This window comes from Pseudomonas sp. CCOS 191 (assembly GCF_001007005.1).
Lineage (GTDB): Bacteria > Pseudomonadota > Gammaproteobacteria > Pseudomonadales > Pseudomonadaceae > Aquipseudomonas > Aquipseudomonas soli.
Genome location: NZ_LN847264.1, coordinates 3,972,561 through 3,992,920 on the forward strand (window position 1 = coordinate 3,972,561; position 20,360 = coordinate 3,992,920).

General features: G+C 63.2%; 21 protein-coding genes. 5 read left to right on the plus strand and 16 right to left on the minus strand.

Annotated elements, in window-relative coordinates; genetic code table 11:
* Window positions 1–16 precede the first annotated feature (16 nt).
* The 13 genes from CCOS191_RS17540 to CCOS191_RS17600 form a co-directional block, all read right to left on the minus strand.
* Entirely contained in the window at window positions 17–229 is a 213-nt protein-coding gene (locus CCOS191_RS17540) for a formate dehydrogenase subunit delta (protein WP_046856311.1), read from the minus strand.
* On the minus strand, window positions 226–3,102 hold the full coding sequence (fdhF, locus tag CCOS191_RS17545; RefSeq protein ID WP_046856312.1) for a formate dehydrogenase subunit alpha: 2,877 nt from the start codon (window positions 3,100–3,102) through the stop codon (window positions 226–228). Before fdhF ends, CCOS191_RS17540 begins: the two co-directional genes overlap by 4 nt.
* Complete coding sequence (locus CCOS191_RS17550) at window positions 3,099–4,643, minus strand: formate dehydrogenase beta subunit (RefSeq protein ID WP_046856313.1); 1,545 nt, start codon at window positions 4,641–4,643, stop codon at window positions 3,099–3,101. The genes fdhF and CCOS191_RS17550 overlap by 4 nt, the downstream gene beginning before the upstream one ends.
* The gene (locus CCOS191_RS17555; RefSeq protein ID WP_046856314.1) at window positions 4,637–5,122 is read right to left on the minus strand and encodes a formate dehydrogenase subunit gamma; all 486 of its coding nucleotides are present in this window, start codon (window positions 5,120–5,122) and stop codon (window positions 4,637–4,639) included. Before CCOS191_RS17555 ends, CCOS191_RS17550 begins: the two co-directional genes overlap by 7 nt.
* A gap of 254 nt (window positions 5,123–5,376) precedes the next feature.
* Window positions 5,377–6,534: a glutathionylspermidine synthase family protein gene (locus CCOS191_RS17560; protein ID WP_046856315.1), complete on the minus strand. Its 1,158-nt coding sequence runs from the start codon at window positions 6,532–6,534 to the stop codon at window positions 5,377–5,379.
* 2 nt (window positions 6,535–6,536) lie between these two features.
* Window positions 6,537–7,289: a DUF1190 domain-containing protein gene (locus CCOS191_RS17565; RefSeq protein ID WP_046856316.1), complete on the minus strand. Its 753-nt coding sequence runs from the start codon at window positions 7,287–7,289 to the stop codon at window positions 6,537–6,539.
* Between the two features lie 25 nt (window positions 7,290–7,314).
* Window positions 7,315–7,740, minus strand: a complete 426-nt coding sequence (locus CCOS191_RS17570) for a DUF350 domain-containing protein (protein WP_046856317.1) — start codon at window positions 7,738–7,740, stop codon at window positions 7,315–7,317.
* A gap of 12 nt (window positions 7,741–7,752) precedes the next feature.
* Entirely contained in the window at window positions 7,753–8,409 is a 657-nt protein-coding gene (locus CCOS191_RS17575) for a DUF2491 family protein (RefSeq protein ID WP_046856318.1), read from the minus strand.
* A gap of 255 nt (window positions 8,410–8,664) precedes the next feature.
* Complete coding sequence (locus CCOS191_RS17580) at window positions 8,665–9,366, minus strand: PspA/IM30 family protein (protein WP_046856319.1); 702 nt, start codon at window positions 9,364–9,366, stop codon at window positions 8,665–8,667.
* A gap of 16 nt (window positions 9,367–9,382) precedes the next feature.
* Window positions 9,383–9,997 (minus strand): YjfI family protein, encoded by a 615-nt coding sequence (locus CCOS191_RS17585; protein ID WP_046856320.1) that lies wholly within the window; start codon window positions 9,995–9,997, stop codon window positions 9,383–9,385.
* 108 nt (window positions 9,998–10,105) lie between these two features.
* Window positions 10,106–10,738: a hypothetical protein gene (locus CCOS191_RS17590; protein WP_046856321.1), complete on the minus strand. Its 633-nt coding sequence runs from the start codon at window positions 10,736–10,738 to the stop codon at window positions 10,106–10,108.
* Window positions 10,739–10,749: 11 nt separating this feature from the next.
* Window positions 10,750–11,040, minus strand: a complete 291-nt coding sequence (locus CCOS191_RS17595) for a hypothetical protein (RefSeq protein WP_046856322.1) — start codon at window positions 11,038–11,040, stop codon at window positions 10,750–10,752.
* Window positions 11,041–11,312: 272 nt separating this feature from the next.
* The gene (locus CCOS191_RS17600) at window positions 11,313–12,242 is read right to left on the minus strand and encodes a LysR family transcriptional regulator (protein ID WP_046856323.1); all 930 of its coding nucleotides are present in this window, start codon (window positions 12,240–12,242) and stop codon (window positions 11,313–11,315) included.
* A 176-nt stretch (window positions 12,243–12,418) separates the two neighbouring features.
* Between CCOS191_RS17600 and CCOS191_RS17605 the strand changes: the two genes are divergently transcribed.
* From CCOS191_RS17605 to CCOS191_RS17615, 3 genes are all read left to right on the plus strand, one after another.
* On the plus strand, window positions 12,419–13,402 hold the full coding sequence (locus CCOS191_RS17605) for a DUF1852 domain-containing protein (RefSeq protein WP_046856324.1): 984 nt from the start codon (window positions 12,419–12,421) through the stop codon (window positions 13,400–13,402).
* A gap of 26 nt (window positions 13,403–13,428) precedes the next feature.
* Complete coding sequence (locus CCOS191_RS17610; protein ID WP_046856325.1) at window positions 13,429–14,463, plus strand: methionine synthase; 1,035 nt, start codon at window positions 13,429–13,431, stop codon at window positions 14,461–14,463.
* Window positions 14,464–14,548: 85 nt separating this feature from the next.
* The gene (locus CCOS191_RS17615; protein WP_046856326.1) at window positions 14,549–15,055 is read left to right on the plus strand and encodes a flavin reductase family protein; all 507 of its coding nucleotides are present in this window, start codon (window positions 14,549–14,551) and stop codon (window positions 15,053–15,055) included.
* 15 nt (window positions 15,056–15,070) lie between these two features.
* Here the strand turns inward: CCOS191_RS17615 and CCOS191_RS17620 are convergent, their stop codons facing one another.
* Window positions 15,071–15,646, minus strand: a complete 576-nt coding sequence (locus CCOS191_RS17620; RefSeq protein ID WP_046857849.1) for a hypothetical protein — start codon at window positions 15,644–15,646, stop codon at window positions 15,071–15,073.
* 235 nt (window positions 15,647–15,881) lie between these two features.
* Between CCOS191_RS17620 and CCOS191_RS17625 the strand changes: the two genes are divergently transcribed.
* Window positions 15,882–16,919 (plus strand): sensor domain-containing diguanylate cyclase, encoded by a 1,038-nt coding sequence (locus CCOS191_RS17625; RefSeq protein WP_046856327.1) that lies wholly within the window; start codon window positions 15,882–15,884, stop codon window positions 16,917–16,919.
* Window positions 16,920–17,068: 149 nt separating this feature from the next.
* On the opposite strand, the gene CCOS191_RS17630 is transcribed toward CCOS191_RS17625, so the two are convergent.
* Window positions 17,069–17,881 (minus strand): aminoglycoside phosphotransferase family protein, encoded by an 813-nt coding sequence (locus CCOS191_RS17630; protein WP_156177651.1) that lies wholly within the window; start codon window positions 17,879–17,881, stop codon window positions 17,069–17,071.
* 110 nt (window positions 17,882–17,991) lie between these two features.
* Between CCOS191_RS17630 and CCOS191_RS17635 the strand changes: the two genes are divergently transcribed.
* A complete protein-coding gene (locus tag CCOS191_RS17635) occupies window positions 17,992–19,056 on the plus strand; it encodes an NAD(P)/FAD-dependent oxidoreductase (protein WP_046856329.1) in 1,065 nt (354 codons plus the stop codon).
* 20 nt (window positions 19,057–19,076) lie between these two features.
* Here the strand turns inward: CCOS191_RS17635 and CCOS191_RS17640 are convergent, their stop codons facing one another.
* Entirely contained in the window at window positions 19,077–20,153 is a 1,077-nt protein-coding gene (locus tag CCOS191_RS17640) for a hypothetical protein (protein ID WP_046856330.1), read from the minus strand.
* Between the last annotated feature and the right edge of the window lie 207 nt (window positions 20,154–20,360).

The window sequence follows — 20,360 nt, forward strand, 5'->3', positions numbered from 1 at the left end:
CCGGTCCTGCCCTACATCAAATCATCGGGTGCACCGCCTCTCGCACCAGCGCATCCAACTCCAGGCCCCCATCAGCCTGCACCCTCTCGGTCAACTGCCGACGCATGCCAGGCGTCCAGAAGCTCTGCAAATGCTGCTTCACCCCCTGCACCGCCTTGGCATGATCCGGCTCACTGTCGAAGTAATGGGCGATCTGGTTGGCCATCTTCACCAGGTTGTCACTGCTCATCGGCGCACCTCCGCCTTTTCCGCCTGACGCCGCTCCTTGAGCAAGCGCCGCTGCTCGTCGCTGAAGCTCTGGTAGCGCTTCTGCCATTCCGACGGCTGGAACACCTTCACCACCTCCACTGCGGTGACCTTGTATTCCGGGCAGTTGGTGGCCCAGTCGGAGTTGTCGGTGGTGATCACGTTGGCCCCCGACTCGGGGAAGTGGAAGGTGGTGTACACCACCCCCGGCGCCACTCGGCTGCTGACCCTGGCGCGGAGTACGCTCTGCCCGGCGCGGCTGCCCACGCCCACCCAATCGCCATCGGCGATGCCGCGGCTCTCGGCGTCGCTGGGGTGGATCTCCAGGCGGTCCTCGTCGTGCCAGGCGACATTGCTGGTGCGCCGGGTCTGCGCGCCGACGTTGTACTGGCTGAGGATGCGCCCGGTTGTCAGCAACAGCGGGTAGCGGCTGTTGACCCTCTCGTCGGTGGGCACATAACCGGTGAGCATGAAGCGCCCCTTGCCGCGCACGAACTGCTCGATGTGCATGGTCGGCGTGCCGTCGGGGGCGGCGTCGTTGCATGGCCACTGCAGGCTGCCGTGGCGGTCGAGCTCGGCATAGCTGACCCGGCGGAAGGTCGGGGTCAGGCGGGCGATCTCGTCCATGATCTGCGACGGATGCTGGTAGTCCATGTGATAGCCCAGGGCGTCGGCCAAGGCCAGGGTCGCCTCCCAGTCGGCCTTGCCGGCCAGCGGTTCCATCACCTTGCGCACCCGCGAAATGCGCCGCTCGGCATTGGTGAAGGTGCCATCCTTTTCAAGGAACGAGCTGCCCGGCAGGAACACATGGGCGAACTTGGCTGTCTCGTTGAGGAAGATGTCCTGCACCACCACGCATTCCATCGCCAACAGCGCGGCGGTGACGTGCTGGGTGTTGGGGTCGCTCTGGGCAATATCCTCACCCTGGCAGTACAGCGCCTTGAAGCTGCCGTCCAGCGCAGCTTCGAACATGTTGGGTATGCGCAGGCCCGGGTCAGGTTGCAGGGTCACGCCCCAGGCCTGCTCGAACTCGGCGCGCACGCTTTCGTTGGAGATATGCCGGTAGCCGGGCAACTCGTGGGGGAACGAGCCCATGTCGCACGAGCCCTGCACGTTGTTCTGCCCGCGCAGCGGGTTCACCCCCACCCCTTCCCGGCCAATGTTGCCGGTGGCCATGGCCAGGTTGGCGATACCCATTACCGCAGTGCTGCCCTGGCTGTGCTCGGTCACGCCCAGGCCATAGTAGATCGCCGCATTGCCGCCGGTGGCGTACAGCCGGGCGGCGGCGCGGATCTGCTCGGCGGGCACGCCGCACACCGGGCCGAGCACCTCAGGGGCGTTGTCGGGCTGGGCGACGAAATCGCGCCAGCGCGCGAAGTCCTCGGTTTCGCAGCGGGCATTGATGAAGCGCTGGTCGAGCAGGCCCTCGCTGACGATCACATGGGCCAGGGCGTTGAGCATGGCCACGTTGGTACCCGGACGCAGTTGCAGGTGCAGTTCGGCGCGGGCATGGGGCGCATCGACCAGGTCGATACGCCGCGGGTCGATGACGATCAATCTCGCGCCCTGGCGCAGGCGGCGCTTGAGTTGCGAGCCAAACACCGGATGGGCGTCGGTGGGGTTGGCGCCGATCACCAGCACCACGTCGGCCTGCATCACCGAGTCGAAGCTCTGGGTGCCGGCGGACTCGCCCAAAGTCTGCTTGAGGCCGTAGCCGGTGGGCGAATGGCAAACCCGCGCACAGGTGTCGACGTTGTTGTTGCCGAAGGCCGTGCGCACCAGTTTCTGCACCAGGTACGCCTCTTCGTTGGTGCAGCGGCTGGAGGTGATCCCACCGATCGAATCTCGTCCGTACTTGAGCTGGATGCGCCGCAACTCGCTGGCGGCATAGGTGACCGCCTCGTCCCAGCTGACCTCTTGCCACGGGTCCTCCAGGCGCTTGCGAATCATCGGTTTGGTGATGCGATCCGGGTGCGTGGCGTAGCCCCAGGCGAAGCGGCCCTTGACGCAGGCATGGCCGTGGTTGGCGCCGCCATTCTTGTCCGGGACCATGCGCACCAGCTGGTCGCCCTTCATCTCGGCGCGGAACGAGCAGCCCACGCCGCAATAGGCACAGGTGGTGATCACCGCGCGCTCGGGCTGGCCGAGCTGGATCAGGCTTTTCTCGCTCAGGGTCGCCGTCGGGCAGGCCTGCACGCAGGCGCCGCAGGACACGCATTCGGAGCTGAGGAAATCGTCACCGCCGGCCGCCGCCACCCGCGAGTCGAAACCGCGCCCGGTGATGGTCAGGGCGAAGGTGCCCTGGATGTCTTCGCAGGCACGCACGCAGCGGCTGCAGACGATGCACTTGCTCGGTTCGTAGTCGAAGTACGGGTTGGAAACGTCCTTGCCTTCGTCCAGGTGATTGGCGCCGTCATAGCCATAACGCACCTCGCGCAGGCCGACCTGGCCGGCGACGGTCTGCAACTCGCAGTTGCCGTTGGCCGAACAGGTCAGGCAGTCCAGCGGATGGTCTGAGATATACAGTTCCATCACGTTGCGGCGCAGGTCGGCCAGGCGTGGCGTCTGCGTGCGCACCACCATGCCCTCGCCCACAGGCGTGGTGCAGGACGCCGGGTAGCCGCGCATGCCATCGATCTCGACCATGCACATGCGGCACGAGCCGAAGGCCTCGAGGCTGTCGGTGGCGCACAGTTTGGGGATGCTGGTGCCGAGCATGGCCGCGGCGCGCATCACCGAGGTGCCGGCGGGCACGCTGATCGAACGGCCGTCGATGACCAGGCTGACCTGCGCCTCGCTGATGCGTTGCGGGGTACCCAGGTCGAGGTCGCTGCTGGGGTCGAAGTAATTGATCATTGCGCGGCCTCCAGGCCGAAATCGGCGGGGAAGTGCTTGAGGGCGCTGACCACCGGGTACGGGGTCATCCCGCCCATGGCGCACAGCGAGCCGTATTGCATCGTGTCGCACAGGTCGCGCAGCAACCCCGCCTGGCTTTCGCGGTAGGCCGGGTCGGTGCTGGCGATCAGTCGGTCGACCACTTCCACGCCGCGGGTCGAACCGATCCGGCACGGCGTGCACTTGCCGCAGGATTCTTCGGCGCAGAACTGCAGGGCGAAGCGGGCCATGCCGGCCATGTTCAGGGTGTCGTCGGCCAGTACCACGCCGCCATGACCGAGCATCGCGCCAATGGCGGCGAAGGCCTCGTAGTCCAGCGGCGTGTCGAACTGTTCAGGCGGCACCCAGGCACCCAGCGGGCCGCCGACCTGCGCCGCCTTGATCGGCCGGCCACTGGCGGTGCCGCCACCGTAGCCTTCCACCAGCTCGCGCAAGGTCAGGCCGAAAGCGCGCTCCACCAACCCACCCTGGCGGATATTGCCGGCCAACTGGAACGGCAAGGTGCCGAGCGAGCGGCCCATGCCGAAGTCGCGGTAATAGGCCGCGCCCTTGGCCAGGATGATCGGCACCGAGGCCAGGGTGAGCACGTTGTGCACCAGCGTCGGTTGGCCGAACAGGCCCTCCAGCGCCGGCAACGGCGGCTTGGCGCGGACGATGCCACGCTTGCCCTCCAGGGACTCGAGCAACGCGGTTTCCTCGCCACAGATATAGGCACCCGCGCCGACCCGCACCTCGAGGTCGAAGGCCACGCCGCTGCCGGCGACATCCAGGTAACCGGCCTCGCGAGCCAGCAGGATCGCCTCGTTGAGCGCGCGCACGGCATCGGGGTACTCCGAGCGCACATAGATGTAGCCCTTGCTCGCCCCCACGGCTAGGCCGGCAATGATCATGCCCTCGATCAACAGGAACGGGTCGCCCTCCATCAGCATGCGGTCGGCGAAGGTACCGGAGTCGCCCTCGTCGGCGTTGCACACCACGTACTTCTGCGTGGCCGGCGCCTGGCGCACGGTGCGCCACTTGATACCCGCCGGGAAGGCCGCGCCACCTCGGCCACGCAGGCCAGAATCGAGCACCGCGGCGACCACTTCGTCGCCGTCCAGCAAGGTGGCCTGGCGCAGCCCCTCGAAGCCACCGTTGGCGTGGTAGTCATCCAGCGACAGTGGCCGGGTGATGCCGGCGCGGGCGAACAACAGGCGCTGCTGGGTTTTCAGGTAGGGAATGTCCTCGACCGGCCCCAGCGCCAGCGCATGGCCGGCGTGCTCGCCCGCCAGGGCATCGAGCAGGCCCGGGACATCCTCAGGTGTGACCGGCCCGAAGCCCAGCCGGCCTTGCGCAGTGTCCAGTTCTACCAGCGGCTCTAGCCAATACAAGCCACGGGAGCTGGTGCGCTTGATGCGTACCGGCAGGTTGCGCTGCGCCGCCTCGCGGGCCACCGCATCGGCCACCTGGTCGGCACCGACTGCACGGGCCAGCGAATCACAGGAGATGCACAGGTTCAACATGCCTTCACCTCCTCTCGGCAGCTCGCCACCAGCGCCCGTAGGCGCTCCGGGGTAACGCGGGCGTGGAGCTGGCCATCGAGCTCCAACGCCGGCGAGCAGGCACAGGCACCCAGGCAGTACACCGGGCGCAGGTCGAGCGCACCGTCTTCGCTGCGGCCGTGATCATCCAGCCCGAGCTGCTCGCGCAATTGCGCGGCCAGCGCCTCGGCGCCACGGCTCTGGCAGGACTCGGCGCGGCACAGGCGCAGGGTATGGCGGGCCGGCGGCGTGGTACGGAAATCGTGGTAGAAGCTGAGCACCCCGCGCACCTCGGCCTGGCTGAGGTTGAGGGCATGGGCGATCTCGGCGACGGCGATGCCGGGGATGTAGCCGGCGCCGGCCTGGATGGCGTGGAGAATCGGCAACAAGGCGCCGGGGGTGTCCTTTTCACGGGCCAGGACACGCTGGATCAACGGCAGGTGGTTCAACTCATCAGGCATACAGCAGACCTCGGCAACCCGGCCCGGCCCTGATCGCGGGCCAATGTCCGGCGGTGTTCAGCTGCGGTGCGCCGGCCGCGTCACGGTGGCGGCAGGCCAGGCACCCTCCTTGCCTGTGGCCATGCGTCTTGCTGCGCGCGGTCCACGGGCATCCTCAGAGCATGGCAGCTATTGCGCGAAGAGGTTGTGCGCGGGCGACCCGGCGCGTCCTGAAACCGACCATTGGAGGGCCCCCGCATAGGCAGCCCTGACACTCAGTCCACGACCACATGCGGCACGAACCGCGAGCTGTCCTTGGTGATCAGGGTGTCGTCTTCACGAATGCCGATCCCCGAGGCCAGATCACCGACCACCCACGAGCCGATCAGGGTGTAGCTGTCACCGAACTTCGGCAAAGGCGCGAAACCTTGCAGGATATACGGCGCATCATCGTAGGGCCCATCCTCGAACACCCGCTGGTTATCGGTGGTGCGAATGTCCACATTCGCTCCCTCGCGGGAGAAATACGGCTTGCGCACCCAGCCCTTGGGCACTGGCCGCCGGGGGTCTTCGTCGAGGAAGGCCGGCAACAGGTTCGGGTGGCCCTCATGCCATTCCCACAACAACGGCAGGATGCCCTTGTTGGAGATCAGCGACTTCCACGCTGGCTCGACGAACTGGGTATCGCAACCGGCGATGGCCTGGCCGAAGTCCTCGTGGAAGATATGCTCCCAGGCGTGCAGCTTGAACAGGCGAGGGATCGGTCGGCCTTCGAGGTCGACAAAACGCCCCTCGTCGTTCAGGCCGATATCCTCCAGGTCGATATGCCGGGTGCTGATACCCACGTGCCCGGCCATCTTGCGCAGGAAATCCGTGGTGCCGCGGTCCTCGATCGAGCCGCCGATGGCCGAGAAGTAGAACGGGCTTTCACGTTCGAAGGCGGCAAAGGCCCGCACCAGGTCTTCAGCCAGGGTGTTGAACTGGCTGGCATGGGCCGGCAGCACGCCGCGCTCGATCTGCTGCTCAAGCCAGATCAACTGGAACGCCGCAGCTTCGTACAGCGATGTCGGCGTGTCGTAGTTGGCCTCGATCAGCTTGGCCGGGCCCGTGCCGTCGTAGCTGAAGTCGAAACGCCCGTAGAGGTGCGGATGCCCCTCCTTCCACGAACGACGCACCAGGTCGAAGAACGCCGGTGGAATCGCCAGGCGGGTCATCAGCGCTTCGCTGTCGACGATGCGCGCCACCGCGTCCAGGCACATCGCGTGCAGCTCCTGGGTGGGCGCCTCCAGGTCGCGGCTGACCTGGGCCTCGCTGAACTGGTAATAGCCCCGCTCGTCCCAGTAGCGTTCGCCATCGATGGTGTGGAAGGCGAAGCCCTCACGCTCGGCGGTTGTGCGCCAATCCGGGCGTTCGTCGCAGTGGACCTTGCGCATGCTCAACCGCCGAAACTGAAGCCGCCGCTGCTCTTGCCGCCCCAGCCGCTGCGCGCAGTGGCCTGGCTGCCGAAGCCGCCACGGGAGATCGACGAGGACACGCTGGAGCGGGTCGAGGTTCTGGACTTGTAGCTGCTACCGCTGGAACTGCCGGAGTAATAGCTGCTGTAGCTGCCGCCGCTCTGCTGGGCCTGGTCGGAGCGCTCGAAGCGCTTGCCTTGGTCGATCTGCTGGCCGAGGGTGGTAGTGCGGTAGCCACCGCTACTGTCACGGTACTGGTAGACCGGCTGCGAGTAGTACTGGCGATTGCCGCCGCTGAGCACCTGGCCAAGCAGCAGGCCGGTGAGCAGGCCATTGAAGTTGCTGCCACCGCTGGCAGCCTGGCCGCTGTTCTCGACCTGGGCGCGGGCCGCATCGACCTGGGACTGGCTGACTTCGCCCGACACCGCCAGCTCGAAACCGCCGAGGCGCGGCATGTAGCGGTTGTCGCTGGTGACCTGGCAGTAGTCCGGCACGAAATCGGCCTCGCACGCCGCCTTGTCGCCATAGGTCGGCGCGACCCGACGGTGATCGGCCAACGCCTCCATATAGGCATCGGAACACACGTCCACCGGCATCTTGTCATCGACACAGGCCTGGACGGTGGTGTAGTTGCTGCGCTTGCTGACCGTGTAGGTCTCCTCGGGCGCGCTGCACGCGGTGAGCGCCAGCGGCAGGGAACTGGCCAGCACCAGCTTGACGGAACTGCGTCTCATGTATGGCTCCTTGCGCGCAAACGGCTCAGACCGACGGGGTCATGCAGGCCGAATTGAGGAAGCCCACGCTGATCGCCACGGCGGCGGCGTAGATCGCGGCGGCCATTTCGCCCTTGGCGATGCGGCTGGCCAACCCCTTGAGCACCAGGCTGGTGATGGCGAAGGCGAGCAGTTGCACCACGGCGGCGATCACCACCCAGACCACGAAGTCGAGCAGGCTGACGCTGTAGGCGATGATGTTGCTGGCCGGCAGCGAGAAGCCGATCAGCGCGCCGCCCAGGGCGATGGCCGCAGCGCTGTTGTTGTCGCGGATCAGGGCGAATTCGCGGTGCGGGGTGAGGTGCGTGTAGATGAACTGGAACAGCCAGAACAGCACCAGCGCCACGCTGATGTAGAGAATGAAGCCGATCACTGCCTGGGCGTTGAGCGACATGCGAAGTGCGTCGAGCATGGTGAATCCTTGTCAGATGACGTTGAAGTCCGTTGATTGCAGGGTGACACCCACCGAAGTGGTCAGGCTGACATTGCCGTCCTCGTCTTCCTCCACCGACAGCAGGAGGAATTCGCGGCGATCGGTCAGGCCGGTTTCGCGGGCATACAGCATCGACAGGTGCTGGATGCGGTAGCTGGTCTCGGGGCTGGTGACCCACTCGCTGATCGGCGTGAGCTCGGTCTGCCCCTCTTCACTGCCCCATTGGCGAACGAACTCGTAGCCTTCGTGCTCATAGTACGGCAGGCCGATGTTCGACTCGGGGCCGACCAGGCGCTTGAGCTCCGCGTCGCTGGTGACCGGCACCACGCTGTAGTAGCCGAACAGGATGATGTCACGGACATCGTCAGCGGACGCGCCGTTCATCACCACCTGCAGCCAGTAGTCCTCGTCTTCCATATAGAAGCGCGCCAGGCGCACCGACTGGCCGAGGTCGACTTCACCGACCGCCCAGACCACTTCCTGCTCGGGGACCTCCAGCTCGGAATGCCCGTCGAGCAGCAGTTTGAGCGAGCGATCGAGCTTGAGCATGCGCCCGCTGCCCAGGCCGAATGGCAGGTTGCCTTGGGCCTGGCTGCCGGCGGCAGGTTTGGGGGCTTCGAAGCCCATGAAGCGTTTCAACCAACCCACGGGGCATCTCCTGGGTGAGAGGGTGACGGAACAGGAGCCAGTACTGGAGCTGTAGCGAACAGGCTGGGCCTGTTGGAAGAAGGCGACATTGAAAATCCCTTGGGTCGCGGCAGTCCTTTGGCGGGGGCGACACGATACTGCTTTTCGTGTGCCCCGCCAACGGGTCTGCAGCAGGGTTTTGCGGCAGCCGGGCCGGCTCCATCGCGGGGCAAGCCCGCTCCCACGGGCCCACGAAAGGCCGGCCCGCTCAACGCATCACTCCGCTGGCTTGGCCGCCTTGGCCTTCAAGCGTGCCAGCACATCGTCGGCACCACTGTTGCTGGCGCCGATCCCGGCCGACTTCAGGCGTGCTTCCAGATCGCTGCCATCGGCCTTGCCGGCCAGCTCCGCCGCCGCTTCCAGCTCGGCCGCGCGCTCGGTCTGGCGCTTCTTGATGCGGTCCAGCGAGCCGACCGCCGTTTCCAGGCTGCCATTGGCGCCGCCGGTGGCCGACGCCGCACTCACCTGGGCACGCTGCACGCTCTCGCGGGCCTTGACCAGGTCTACCTGCTGCTTGAGGCCCTTGATCTGCGCCTCGGTCTTGCTCACGGTGGCAGTGAGGGTAGTCACCGACGCACCGAACTGGTCGGCCAACGCCTGCTCGCTGTCACGCTGGTTGGTCAGGTCGGCGATGCGCGCCGCGCATTCGTGGGCCAGGCCCTCCTCGCCCTTGTCCAGCGCGGCAATGGCTTTCTGCTCCCAGTCGCCGATGGTCTTGTCGAACTCGGTGATGCGCTGCTGCGCGGTCTTGTGCTTGGCCATGATCTTGACCAGCTGGTTGCGCGCATCGATCAGGTTGTTGTCCGCGTCGCGGATCTCCTGGTCGAGGATGCGCAGGGCCTGGGAGTCGACGATCGCCTCACCGACTTCCGAAGCGCCGCCACGCAGGGCGGTGACGATCTTTCTCAACAAACTCATGGTGCAATCTCCGGAATCAGTGGGTGAAGTAGTCTTCGAAATCTTCGGCGGCGGTGATGACGTTGTCGGCCAGGGTGTGGATCTCCTGGACGATATTGTCCAGCGACGAGGCCGCGCTCAGGGCGCCGAACATGGTGTACACCGACTCGCCCGAAGGCAGTGTGTGCAGGCCGATGGACGACAGCGGGAACACGTCGCGGGTGCGCAGCACCGCATCGTTGAATGCAGCGCGGTCTTTCACCTGGCTGGCTTCCACTAGCAGCGTGTCGACCAGGATCTGCTCACCGGCTACGGCGATGTACAACGGCAGGCCGTCCAGTTCGTTCATCACCAGCTTGAGGCTGGGCTCGGCGCCCTGTTGCAGGGACAGGCCGATCGACCCGTCGCGCACCTCGTCCAGGCCTTGCAAGGCGCCGTGCAGCGTTTCGATCGTCCAATGGGTGTGCTCGGTCATGAAATCCTCCGTTCTGACCTGTTTGCCCGCGTGGGGCTGACGTAAAGCCTTCTCGATACCGCGCAGGGCGGCGGCGTGCTCGGGCAGGATCCACAGCTCACGCTTGACCAGGCCCGCGGCCTTGAGCCGGGCGCGCATGTCACGCATGTAGTCGGTGGAGCTTTTCTTGCCTGCCATCGAAGGGGGGTGTCCTTGTCTCACATGTGATGCACGTTACGCCTGGATCATGAGCTGCGCAAGCCTCACATGTGAGGAGCAATGTCCACACTGTGCGCCCGCGCCAACCTACCCCGCCACCCGCGTCAGCCGCTGCAGCGCCTCGATCACCTGCGGATCACGCACCTCGAGCACATCCATCTGGATTCTTGCGATCACCGCCTTGAGCAGCTCGGTCTGACTCATCCGGGTTTGCCCCAGCAGCGTCAGGAAATCCTCGGCCATGTGCGCGTTGACCTTCATCGACAACCGCCGCGTGGCTCCGGACGCCGGCAACCCCCTCTGACGCCGCTGCGCGTCGAGTGCCTGGACGAAGGCCTCGTGGCCGGGCTGCAGACCCGCCCCCTGGCGGGCCTGCACCAGCCAATGGAAATAATGGGCGAGGAACAGCTTGCGCAGGTGTGCCCCCGCCTCGCTGCTGACCGCTTGCATCGCCGCGTCTAGCACATCGAGATACACCGCCGGAAGCCGCGCCTCGATGGACTTGAGCTGCTGCTTGCGCGCCTCGCGGATTGCCGGAGTGGACTGCGGCGGGATGGCCACCACCGTATCGCAGCCATCGCACACGCCCACCAGGATGTCCCGCGCCACGCCCAGGCCGTCACTGAAAGGCACGTCGCGCCGGGTGTAATGCATGGCGACCAATGCCTGGCAACGCTCGCACAGGGCCTGGCCGGTGTCGCCCTCGAACAGGATATTCATGCTTGGGTTACTCATTCGTGAACACTGATGAACCACGTCTGCGGCTCGATGAAATAGAACTTGATGTACCAGCCGGAGCGCCTGAGCACATGGACTTCGATGGCTGGCACGGCATGGTGTGGGCTGCAGCTGTAGTGAGTGCCATTGCAAGCACGGATGACCTCGATGACATCGCCCGCACTGACCGCGCCAAGGGCCAACAGGTTCTTTACCTCGATATCGCCCCGCGCTGCATGCAGGTACCTCCCGGATTCGAGCGCGGCAATCACCGCGCTCCTGGCTGCCTTGAAGCCTTTTGGCATGACCCCTCCCTGGCATTACGAAAATCATCGTACATTTTTCTGGCCGAATCCAGCTTGCGCTTCGACTCAGCCGACCAACGGCGCTGTCGCGCACCGATGAAGCCTGGGCATGAACTATGGCCGCGGGCACGCAAGTGTGTGGCCTGGATGTGTAACCAGCGCTTTCGGGGATTTACAGCGTGTTTCGCGCGATCCTTGCCGACTCGATGATGACCCGCTGATCCGTGCGCCTCGATTGCCAGGTAATGCGCTGCGATAGCTGGGGCTGGCTGTCAGGTAGCGATCCCGGAAACAGCATTGACGCCTTCCAGCGTCGCGAAGGACATATCCTTTGCCGTGAGCAGGAAGTCGCTTACATAAGGCACTTCGAGCATGTCGCTGCGGACCGCCGCATACAGTTTTGCCTGCAGCCCCTTCTCCCCCAGTCGCTTGGTGGTCACGTAACCGCGCGAGCTGTATTCATGCACGGCCCAGTTCGGCAGGCAGCACACACCACGGCCGCTGGCCACCAGCTGCATCATCATGATCGTCAGCTCCGAAGTACGTACTTGCGCCGGCTCGATGTCGGCCGGATCAAGGAAGCGGGTGAAGATGTCCAGCCTGTTGCGTTCGATCGGGTAGGTGATCAGCGTCTGGCTGGCGATATCGGCGGGTTCGAGGTACGGCCTTGCGCACAAGGCGTGATGATTGTCGATGGCCAGCAATGCCTCATAGCCGAACAGTGGCACGTAGCTGATCCCCGGCAGTTTCATCGGGTCGGACGTTACCACCAGGTCCAGGTCGCCCCGCTCCAGAGCCGGCAGTGGCGCGAACGAGAACCCCGACGCCAGGTCCAGCTCGACCTCCGGCCAGGCACCGCGAAATTCATCCACCGACGGCATTAGCCATTGATAGCAGCTGTGGCACTCGATCGCGATGTGCAGCCGCCCGGCGGTGCCACCCGCCAGCTTGCCCAGGTCCCGCTCGGTGGCGCGGATCTGCGGCAGCACCTGCTCGGCCAGCTCCAGCAGCTTGAGCCCGGCGCTGGTAAAACGTACCGGCTTGGACTTGCGCACGAACAGCGGCATGCCAATCCGGTCTTCCAGCTCGCGGAACTGATGCGACAGCGCCGATTGCGTCAGGTGCAGCCGCTCAGCGGCTTCGTACAGGCTGTCGGTTTCGCGCAAGGCATGGATGGTGCGCAGGTGCCTCAGATCGATCATGAGAAAAACTACACTTGCATGCAAAAAAAATGAGTTTGTCTCATGACGAGCCAATCTTTGACAATCCCCTCATCGAATTTGCGTGAGCGAGAAAGGCAGCCTGGCTTGGCGCGGCCGCCATGATCTCAACCCTGGCCTTTCTTGCCTCGCTTCAGACATCAGGGCACACGACCACCATGAATAACGAGTTTGCATTCACCCTCAAACGTATTTGTTTCGATGAGCACTACCAGCCTTCGGACAAGACCCGCACCACCACCAACTTTGCCAACCTGGCCAGGGGCAACAGCCGCCAGGAGAATCTGCGCAATACCTTGAGGATGATCGACAACCGCTTCAATGCCCTGGCGCACTGGGATAACCCCAAAGGCGATCGCTACACAGTCGAGCTCGACATCATTTCAGTGGAAATGGATATCGGCCTCTCGGGCGCCGCCCCTGCACTGCCCTTGATTGAAATATTGAAAACGACAGTGGTCGATCGGGAAACCAACGAGCGTATCGACGGCATGGTCGGCAATAATTTTTCATCGTACGTGCGCGATTACGATTTCAGCGTGCTGCTGCTGGGCCACAACAAGGATCGGCAAACCTTCAGCACACCCGATGATTTCGGAGACCTGCACGGAAAGCTGTTCAAGTGCTTCGTGAATTCGAGCGCCTACAAGGAGCATTTCAGCAAGCCCCCGGTCATCTGCCTGAGCGTTTCGAGCAGCAAGGTTTATCACCGCACGGAAAACCGGCACCCGGTCCTGGGCGTGGAATACCTGCAGGCTGAATACTCACTGACCGATGAGTACTTCAAGAAGATGGGTTTGAAGGTGCGCTACTTCATGCCGCCCAACAGCGCCGCGCCGCTGGCGTTCTATTTTGCCGGCGATTTGCTGGGCGACTACAGCAACCTGGAACTGATCAGCACCATCAGCACGATGGACACCTTCCAGAAAATCTACCGGCCTGAAATCTACAACGCGAACTCCGCCGCCGGCAAAACCTACCAACCCAGTTTGCAGCACCAGGACTACTCGTTGACGCGCATCGTTTACGACCGCGAAGAGCGCGGCCGCCTGGCTGTCGAACAGGGGAAGTTCGCGCAAGAGCATTTCATCAAGCCCTACCAGGCCATTCTCGAGCAGTGGTCCGCCCGTTGCGCGCTTTGACTCAACCAGACACAAGGTTTTCCAGTATGAAAAAGCTGTTACCCACCTCCACTGCCGGCAGCCTGCCCAAACCCGCCTGGCTCGCCGAGCCTGAGAAGCTCTGGTCGCCATGGAAGCTGGAGGGTGATGAACTGACCGAGGGCAAGCAAGACGCGCTGCGCTTGTCCTTGCAAGAGCAACAGCACGCCGGTATCGATATCGTCAGCGATGGCGAACAGACACGTCAGCATTTCGTCACGACCTTTATCGAACACCTCGACGGTGTCGATTTCGAGAAGCGCGAGACCGTCAGAATCCGTGATCGCTACGATGCGAGCGTGCCGACAGTCGTAGGCGCTGTTGCTCGCCGCAAGCCTGTGTTCGTCGATGACGCCAGGTTCTTGCGTCAACAAACCTCGCAACCCATCAAGTGGGCGTTGCCAGGCCCCATGACGATGATCGACACACTGTATGACGCCCACTACAAGAGCCGCGAAAAACTGGCCTGGGAGTTCGCCAAGATCCTCAACCAGGAGGCTCGCGAACTCGAAGCGGCGGGTGTCGATATCATCCAGTTCGACGAACCGGCCTTCAACGTGTTCTTCGACGAGGTCAATGACTGGGGTGTGGCCACCCTGGAGCGCGCCATCGAAGGGCTCAAGTGCGAAACCGCCGTGCATATCTGCTACGGCTACGGCATCAAGGCCAACACCGACTGGAAAAAGACCCTGGGCTCGGAATGGCGGCAATACGAAGAAGCCTTCCCCAAGCTGCAGAAATCCAGCATCGACATCGTCTCGCTGGAGTGCCACAACTCCCACGTGCCGATGGACTTGATCGAGCTTATCCGTGGCAAGAAAGTGATGGTTGGCGCCATCGATGTCGCCAACCACGCCATTGAAACCCCAGAGGAAGTCGCCAATACCCTGCGCAAGGCCCTGCAGTTCGTCGACGCCGACAAGCTCTACCCTTGCACCAACTGCGGGATGGCGCCCCTGCCGCGCCAGGTGGCAAGAGGCAAGCTCAATGCGTTGAGCGCGGGCGCGGAGATTGTTCGCAGAGAGCTGGCAAACAAGCGCTGAGCCCAGGTCGGAGGCAACAGGTGGAGGCCCGGACAGATGCGGGCCTTCCCACACCTCCGAGCGGTACCCACACCCAGGATCTACTATGTCACTCCCTATCGAGCCATCGAGCTTTCGCGAAGCGCTCGGGCACTACGCCTCCGGTATCACGGTCATTACATCGCACACCGATGACGAGCCGATCGGCTTCACTTGCCAGTCGTTCTACAGCGTGTCGATGAACCCGCCACTGGTGTCATTCAGCGTGATGTCCAGTTCGGCCAGCTACCCAAGGATTCGCCAGGCCGGTCGCTTCGCGGTCAACATCCTGGCGGGTGAACAGGTCGAGATTTCCAACCAGTTCGCGCGGCGCGGCACGGACAAGTGGCACAAGGTGCAATGGCAACCGTCACCGTTGGGCAACCCGATCATTGCCGGCAGCCTGCACTGGATCGATTGCGAGATTCACGCTGAACACGCCGCGGGCGATCACCTGATCGTCATCGGTGAAGTGAAGGCGTTGAACCTGCAGCAAACCACGTCCTCGCAGCCCTTGCTGTATTTCAAGGGGCAGTATTGCAACCTCGCGGCGCAGGGTGCCACGAGCGCCTGATGCGATCGCAGGTCATCAGAACAGCCCGCCCATGGTCAACGTCAGGCCACCGCCCGCCTGCACGCCGATGTTGAACCCGGCGGAGAGGATCACGCCCTTCGCCGAGCGCAGCAGGCGCGGCAAGGTTTCCTGCGGCAAAAACGCGCCACCCGCCCCTATCGCGGCGGTACCCAGGACCAACAGCTTGGGATCCAGGCCGAACAGCACGCCCGAGCCGCTGCCACCGCCAACCAGGCCCAGCCCGCCTTCGAGGAACACGCACCCGCCCTTGAAGTCGTCGCGCACCAGGCCCCGGGCCGCGACCGATTCAGCCACCAGTACCTTACCGATCGCCGGGAGGTCTGCGCTGGTGCCCACCGCGCCGACGCTTTTGCCGCGCACCAGCAGGTTGATCTTGCCTACCCGTGGCAACCGCGCGCCTGCGCCAACGCCGACCCCGAGCGAACCGTAGCGAAACTGCTGCTCGGCCTTGTTCGGATCGGTCAGGGTCAGCAAGCCACCGCTGGCGGCGGCAAACATCACCGTCAACCCACCCCCGCTGGCACTCTTGTATTCCCAGTCGCTGACACTCAGCGGCAATGTGATCTGCATGTGCACCTCCGTGTAGTGGCAGCGCCATTCGACGCTGGCCAATCCCTGTGTCCAGATCGACAGCAGCATAGCAACCCGCGCCTTGCCAGCCCCATAGCCCCAATGAGCTATTGCCAAACTGTCACAAGGCGCCAGCCCATACGGATGACGAGCCGATCGGCGTCACTCGCCAGTGGTGAAGCTTGTCTAAAGTAGTTCCCATCACACACCCCGCCCATGGAATGGAGAAGCAAAGATGCCGGCTTGCCCGATCCCCACCGACGAAGCGCTGCGCCAGCACGCCCTCGATGAGATGAACCTGGTCGATACACCCGCCGAGCATTACCTCGATACCCTGGTGCGGCTCACCCAGGACCTGGCGCACGTGGACACCGTGCTGATCAGCCTGATCGACCAGGACCGCCAGTGGTTCAAGGCCAGGATCGGGCTGGACGCCAGCGAGACCCCGCGCGACGTGTCCTTCTGCGGGTACGCCATTCTCGATGACGGCACCTTGCTGGTGCCGGATGCCACGCGCGACCCGCGATTCGTCGACAATCCGCTGGTGCTGAATCCGCCCTATATCCGCTTCTACGCCGGACATCCACTGCGCGCCGGAAACGGCAAGGCCATCGGTACGTTGTGCATGTTCGACCCGCAACCGCGCCTGCTGAACGAGATCCAGCAGGCGAATTTCAAGGACCTGGCCACACTTGCGGAGGGCTATCTGCAACTGCGCAGCCTGATCCAGACCAACCGCGACTTGCGCCTGGAGATGGACCGCGAACAGCGCAAAGCGCTGCTCGACCCCCTGACCCAGCTGTGGAACCGCGGAGCGTTGGCCGCCTTCCATGACCGTGAGCGGCGCCTGGCCCACGAGCGCGGTTTGCAGCTGGGGGCGATTTATGCGGACCTGGACCACTTCAAGGCCGTCAACGACCAGCATGGCCACGCGGCCGGCGACCAGGTGCTGTGCGAGTGCGCCCGCCGCCTGCGCGCCGCGCTTCGCCCCGATGACCTGCTGGTGCGCCAGGGTGGCGAGGAATTCGTCGCCTTGCTGCCGGTCAAGGACAGCGCGGAACTGAACGGGATCGCGCAACGGGTACGTCAGCTGATTGGCACCCAACCGGTGCAGTTGGCCAGCGGCCCGCTGCGGGTAAGCCTCAGCGCAGGGTGCACTCTGTTCGCCGAGGGGGAAGCACTCGAAGACGCGCTGAGTCGCGCCGACAGCGGGCTGTATGCCGCGAAGCAAGGGGGGCGGGATCAGGTGGTCTATGTGCCGGGCGCGTTTTGAGCGGGGTGGAGTGCGCGAAGGCCAGAGTGCCCGTTGTTATGCATCAAGCCCGCTACTCCTTGCCGGCATGCACGCGCCCAACGTTTCGGAGTTGATAGGCTGCGTGCGCGACCTGACTAGCAGCAGGCTCAGAGAAACACGTAGATGCCTCAGTCAGAACCCCGAGCGCTGCCATCGAGCGCCGAAGCCGCGAGCCTCGCCAACGCCAACCTGCCCTCCGGCTCAGCGCCGTCCTCGATCATCCAGGTTGCCGACAACCCTGCCCACGCCAGCACCCACTGCAACAGCCTGTGACGCTCAATACCGGCTGCCTGCGAAATGATCGCTATACGCCGTGGGAAGCGCCCCGGCGCCTGCGCGCTGGCTTCGTCCGGGTTGCAGAGGATGTTGGCAAAATCGAAGCCCCGCTCGCCGTACAACCCCTTGGGATCGATGGCGAGCCAACCGGCCGGCCCGAAATCCAGCACATTGCCGTGATGGATGTCGCCATGCAGTACCGCAGCGTCCTGGGGAGCTGCGAAAAGCGCCCTCGCCGCCTTTGCGCTGTGCTCCAGCACCCCACCGTGCGTCGCCGCCGCGCTCCACAATGCGTCGAACCATTGCTCCAGCGGCACCAACGCAGGCCTCGGCGTAGACCGTGGCGCATGCAGGCGCGCCGCCACGGCACAGAGAATGCGCGTGGCCTCGTCATCCCTGCCATCTGCGACCATCTGCGCAAGTGACGCCGAACCTTGCGCCCGCTTCATCAGTAATGCCTCGCCCGCGTGGGCCAGTACAGGGGCTGCACCGTCGCCTGCCCACCAGGCCATCAGCTGGCTGCCGGCCTGCTCCTCCGGCGCCTGCGAGACTTTCAGCATCGCCGGTGTATCGCCTTGGCGAACGGGCAATAGATGGCCATTGAGTGAAACGAAAGCCTCCCCATCGATGGTCAGCCCCCACTGCTTCAGGTATTGGTCGAACATAGGCTCGCTGGTACTCACGCTTTCCATTTAATATCGCCGTTTGCCCCTGTGGACCCAGGGTTGCCAGGTACGGCCAGTGAAACATAGTCCCAAGGCGGTGACGGAGCACGATGAACAATATCCCGGGAATGAATGTGGTAGTGGTGGGAGCAGGTATCGTGGGGGCCTCCGTTGCCTACCACCTTTCTTGCCAAGGCGCGCAGGTGACCATCGTGGAGGCTGGCCATGTAGCGTCTGGCGTGACCTCCACTTCCTTTGCATGGATCAATACCACCTACAGTGACGCAGATCCTGTCGCCGCACTGCGGGCCGCAGCCGTATCGGACTATCGTCGCCTCGAAGCGCAACTGCCAGACCTACTCATACAATGGACCGGTTCGCTGACCTATGGCCTCCCGGAAGTACCGGCCGCCCCTGCGACGGGTACAGGGATATCAACGGTATCCCGCGCTCAGATCCTCACCCTGGAACCTAATCTGAAACACCCTCCTACCCAGGCCAACCATGCTCCAGAGGAAGGCGCGCTGAACGCAGTAGCGGCCACCCGGGCCTTGATCAAAGGCGCTCAAGCCCGAGGCGCCAGGTTGCTGGAGCAGACACAGGTGGAAGGGTTCACGGGTAGCGCAGATAAAGTCTCAGGTGTGAAAACCACCCAAGGGGTAATCGATGCGGACCTGGTGGTGCTTGCGGCGGGGACGGGTACCACGCTATTGACGGAGGTGTTGGGCTACCCACTTCCGCTCGAAGCCTCTCCTGCCATCTATATCCGCTACCACTCGCCTCCCCACCTTGTCCGAGGGATCATTTCCAACGCAGCCATGGAGGTGCGACATGCTGATGACGGCAGCCTGTTGGCGGCGGAGGATTATCTGGACAATGCCGCAGATAACCAACCAGGCGCCATTGCGCTGAGAACCGCAGAGGCCATCAGAGCAGAGTTGCATGGCGCCGTTTCACTCAACATTGAAAACGCGTGTGTGGGTTTCAGGCCGATACCCAGCGATGGCGCACCGCTGGTTGGTTATCTGCCGGGTATCAGCGACGTCTACGTCTGTGTCATGCATCCTGGTGTCACCCTGGCCGCTACCGTGGGCCGCCTCGTGAGCATGGAAATCGCCAGTGGCAAGCCATCGCCCAATTTGGAGCCGTGCAGGCTTGGTCGCTTCAGCCAGTGAATAGGGGACCTGTCCCCTGCCTATTGTAACTTGATACCTAGGCTCACTAATGCGGCCAACTCCAGTGGGTTAAACTGGTTGAGGCTGGTGCTACGATCCGTGATGCTACGATCACCAGTGACTTTGAACTGCATATTAATATCGGGCATTTCAAGTTTCGCGCGAAGTAAACTGATCAGCTTGTCAGCCACGACCTCAGCGCGGGCCAGACGGCACAGGAGCTGATTATCATCATCGGCCTCTCCCACTAGCATGATAGCCGCCCCCACAACCTCATGTACCCGCTGACCGAAATGACCTTCTAGTTGCTCAAGAATCTTGTATGCCTCGTCAGCACCCAATTTATTTATATGCTCCTGAAACCCTTCGACAATGAAGCAACTTTGCGCTTCAGCATCCATCACCAGCTTGGAATTACTGGCTTTTTCGAACCAACGGCTTTCCTGCTCGTGTATGAATGCCACCAGTCCACCTAGAAAAACGCTTGTATTTGGACGCTGACTGGCCAAGTTCGCCAGTGTTGCCTTGATTGAAGGCTGATGGGAGTCAGTATCATGAGTCAAGCTCAACGCGAGGGTTCGCACCAACTGCAAGTCCCCACGGGTCTTCACCAACATCTCAATTTCTTTAAAATTTGCACTACCCTTGATAATCGCACCTTGCAAGTTATTAACCTGCTCGGCTTTCAGGGTTACATCGAAGCGGTTGTGATCAACTTGTGAGGCAGTAGTGAGCAGACTTACCGCATCCAGCACAGTCTTGAAGCCATTGCCAAAACCACGAGCGAAATGTGCTGCGTGGTCAGTCGGTTCGGCGTGCTGCATGCGGCGATCCTCCGACAACCCCTGAGCATCACCATCTCGACAGAGACGACTGAGCAACCGTTGGAGTAACTCCTTCAGCGGCTCTGTTATGGATACATTCAGGTGGTGGAGCAACCCCCTACCTGGGCTGTATTCGATTCGCTTGGCCAAACGATTGGCCTCTGGCGAGGTAGTGACCAATCGCACCTGCGCCTCAGCAACAGTACCGGAACGAGTCTGCTCGCCGATTTGGCTGGGCAGGTACTGGAAGCTCTGATAACCATTGATCAGCATAGGTAACTCCTTGGTTTAACCTAGCCATCACTGTATGACCCTAGGCAACGCACGGGCTATCAATGCTGATCGGTTTGTTTTAGGTGGTGCCTGTCCCCACACCCTGTTCCCGAAATGCGTCGATGTAGATCATCAACAATCAGATTTTATCCCTTCCTTGTAGTCCATTTCCCAAACATACTGCTGCCGCCTGTTTTCCGTTGCGGC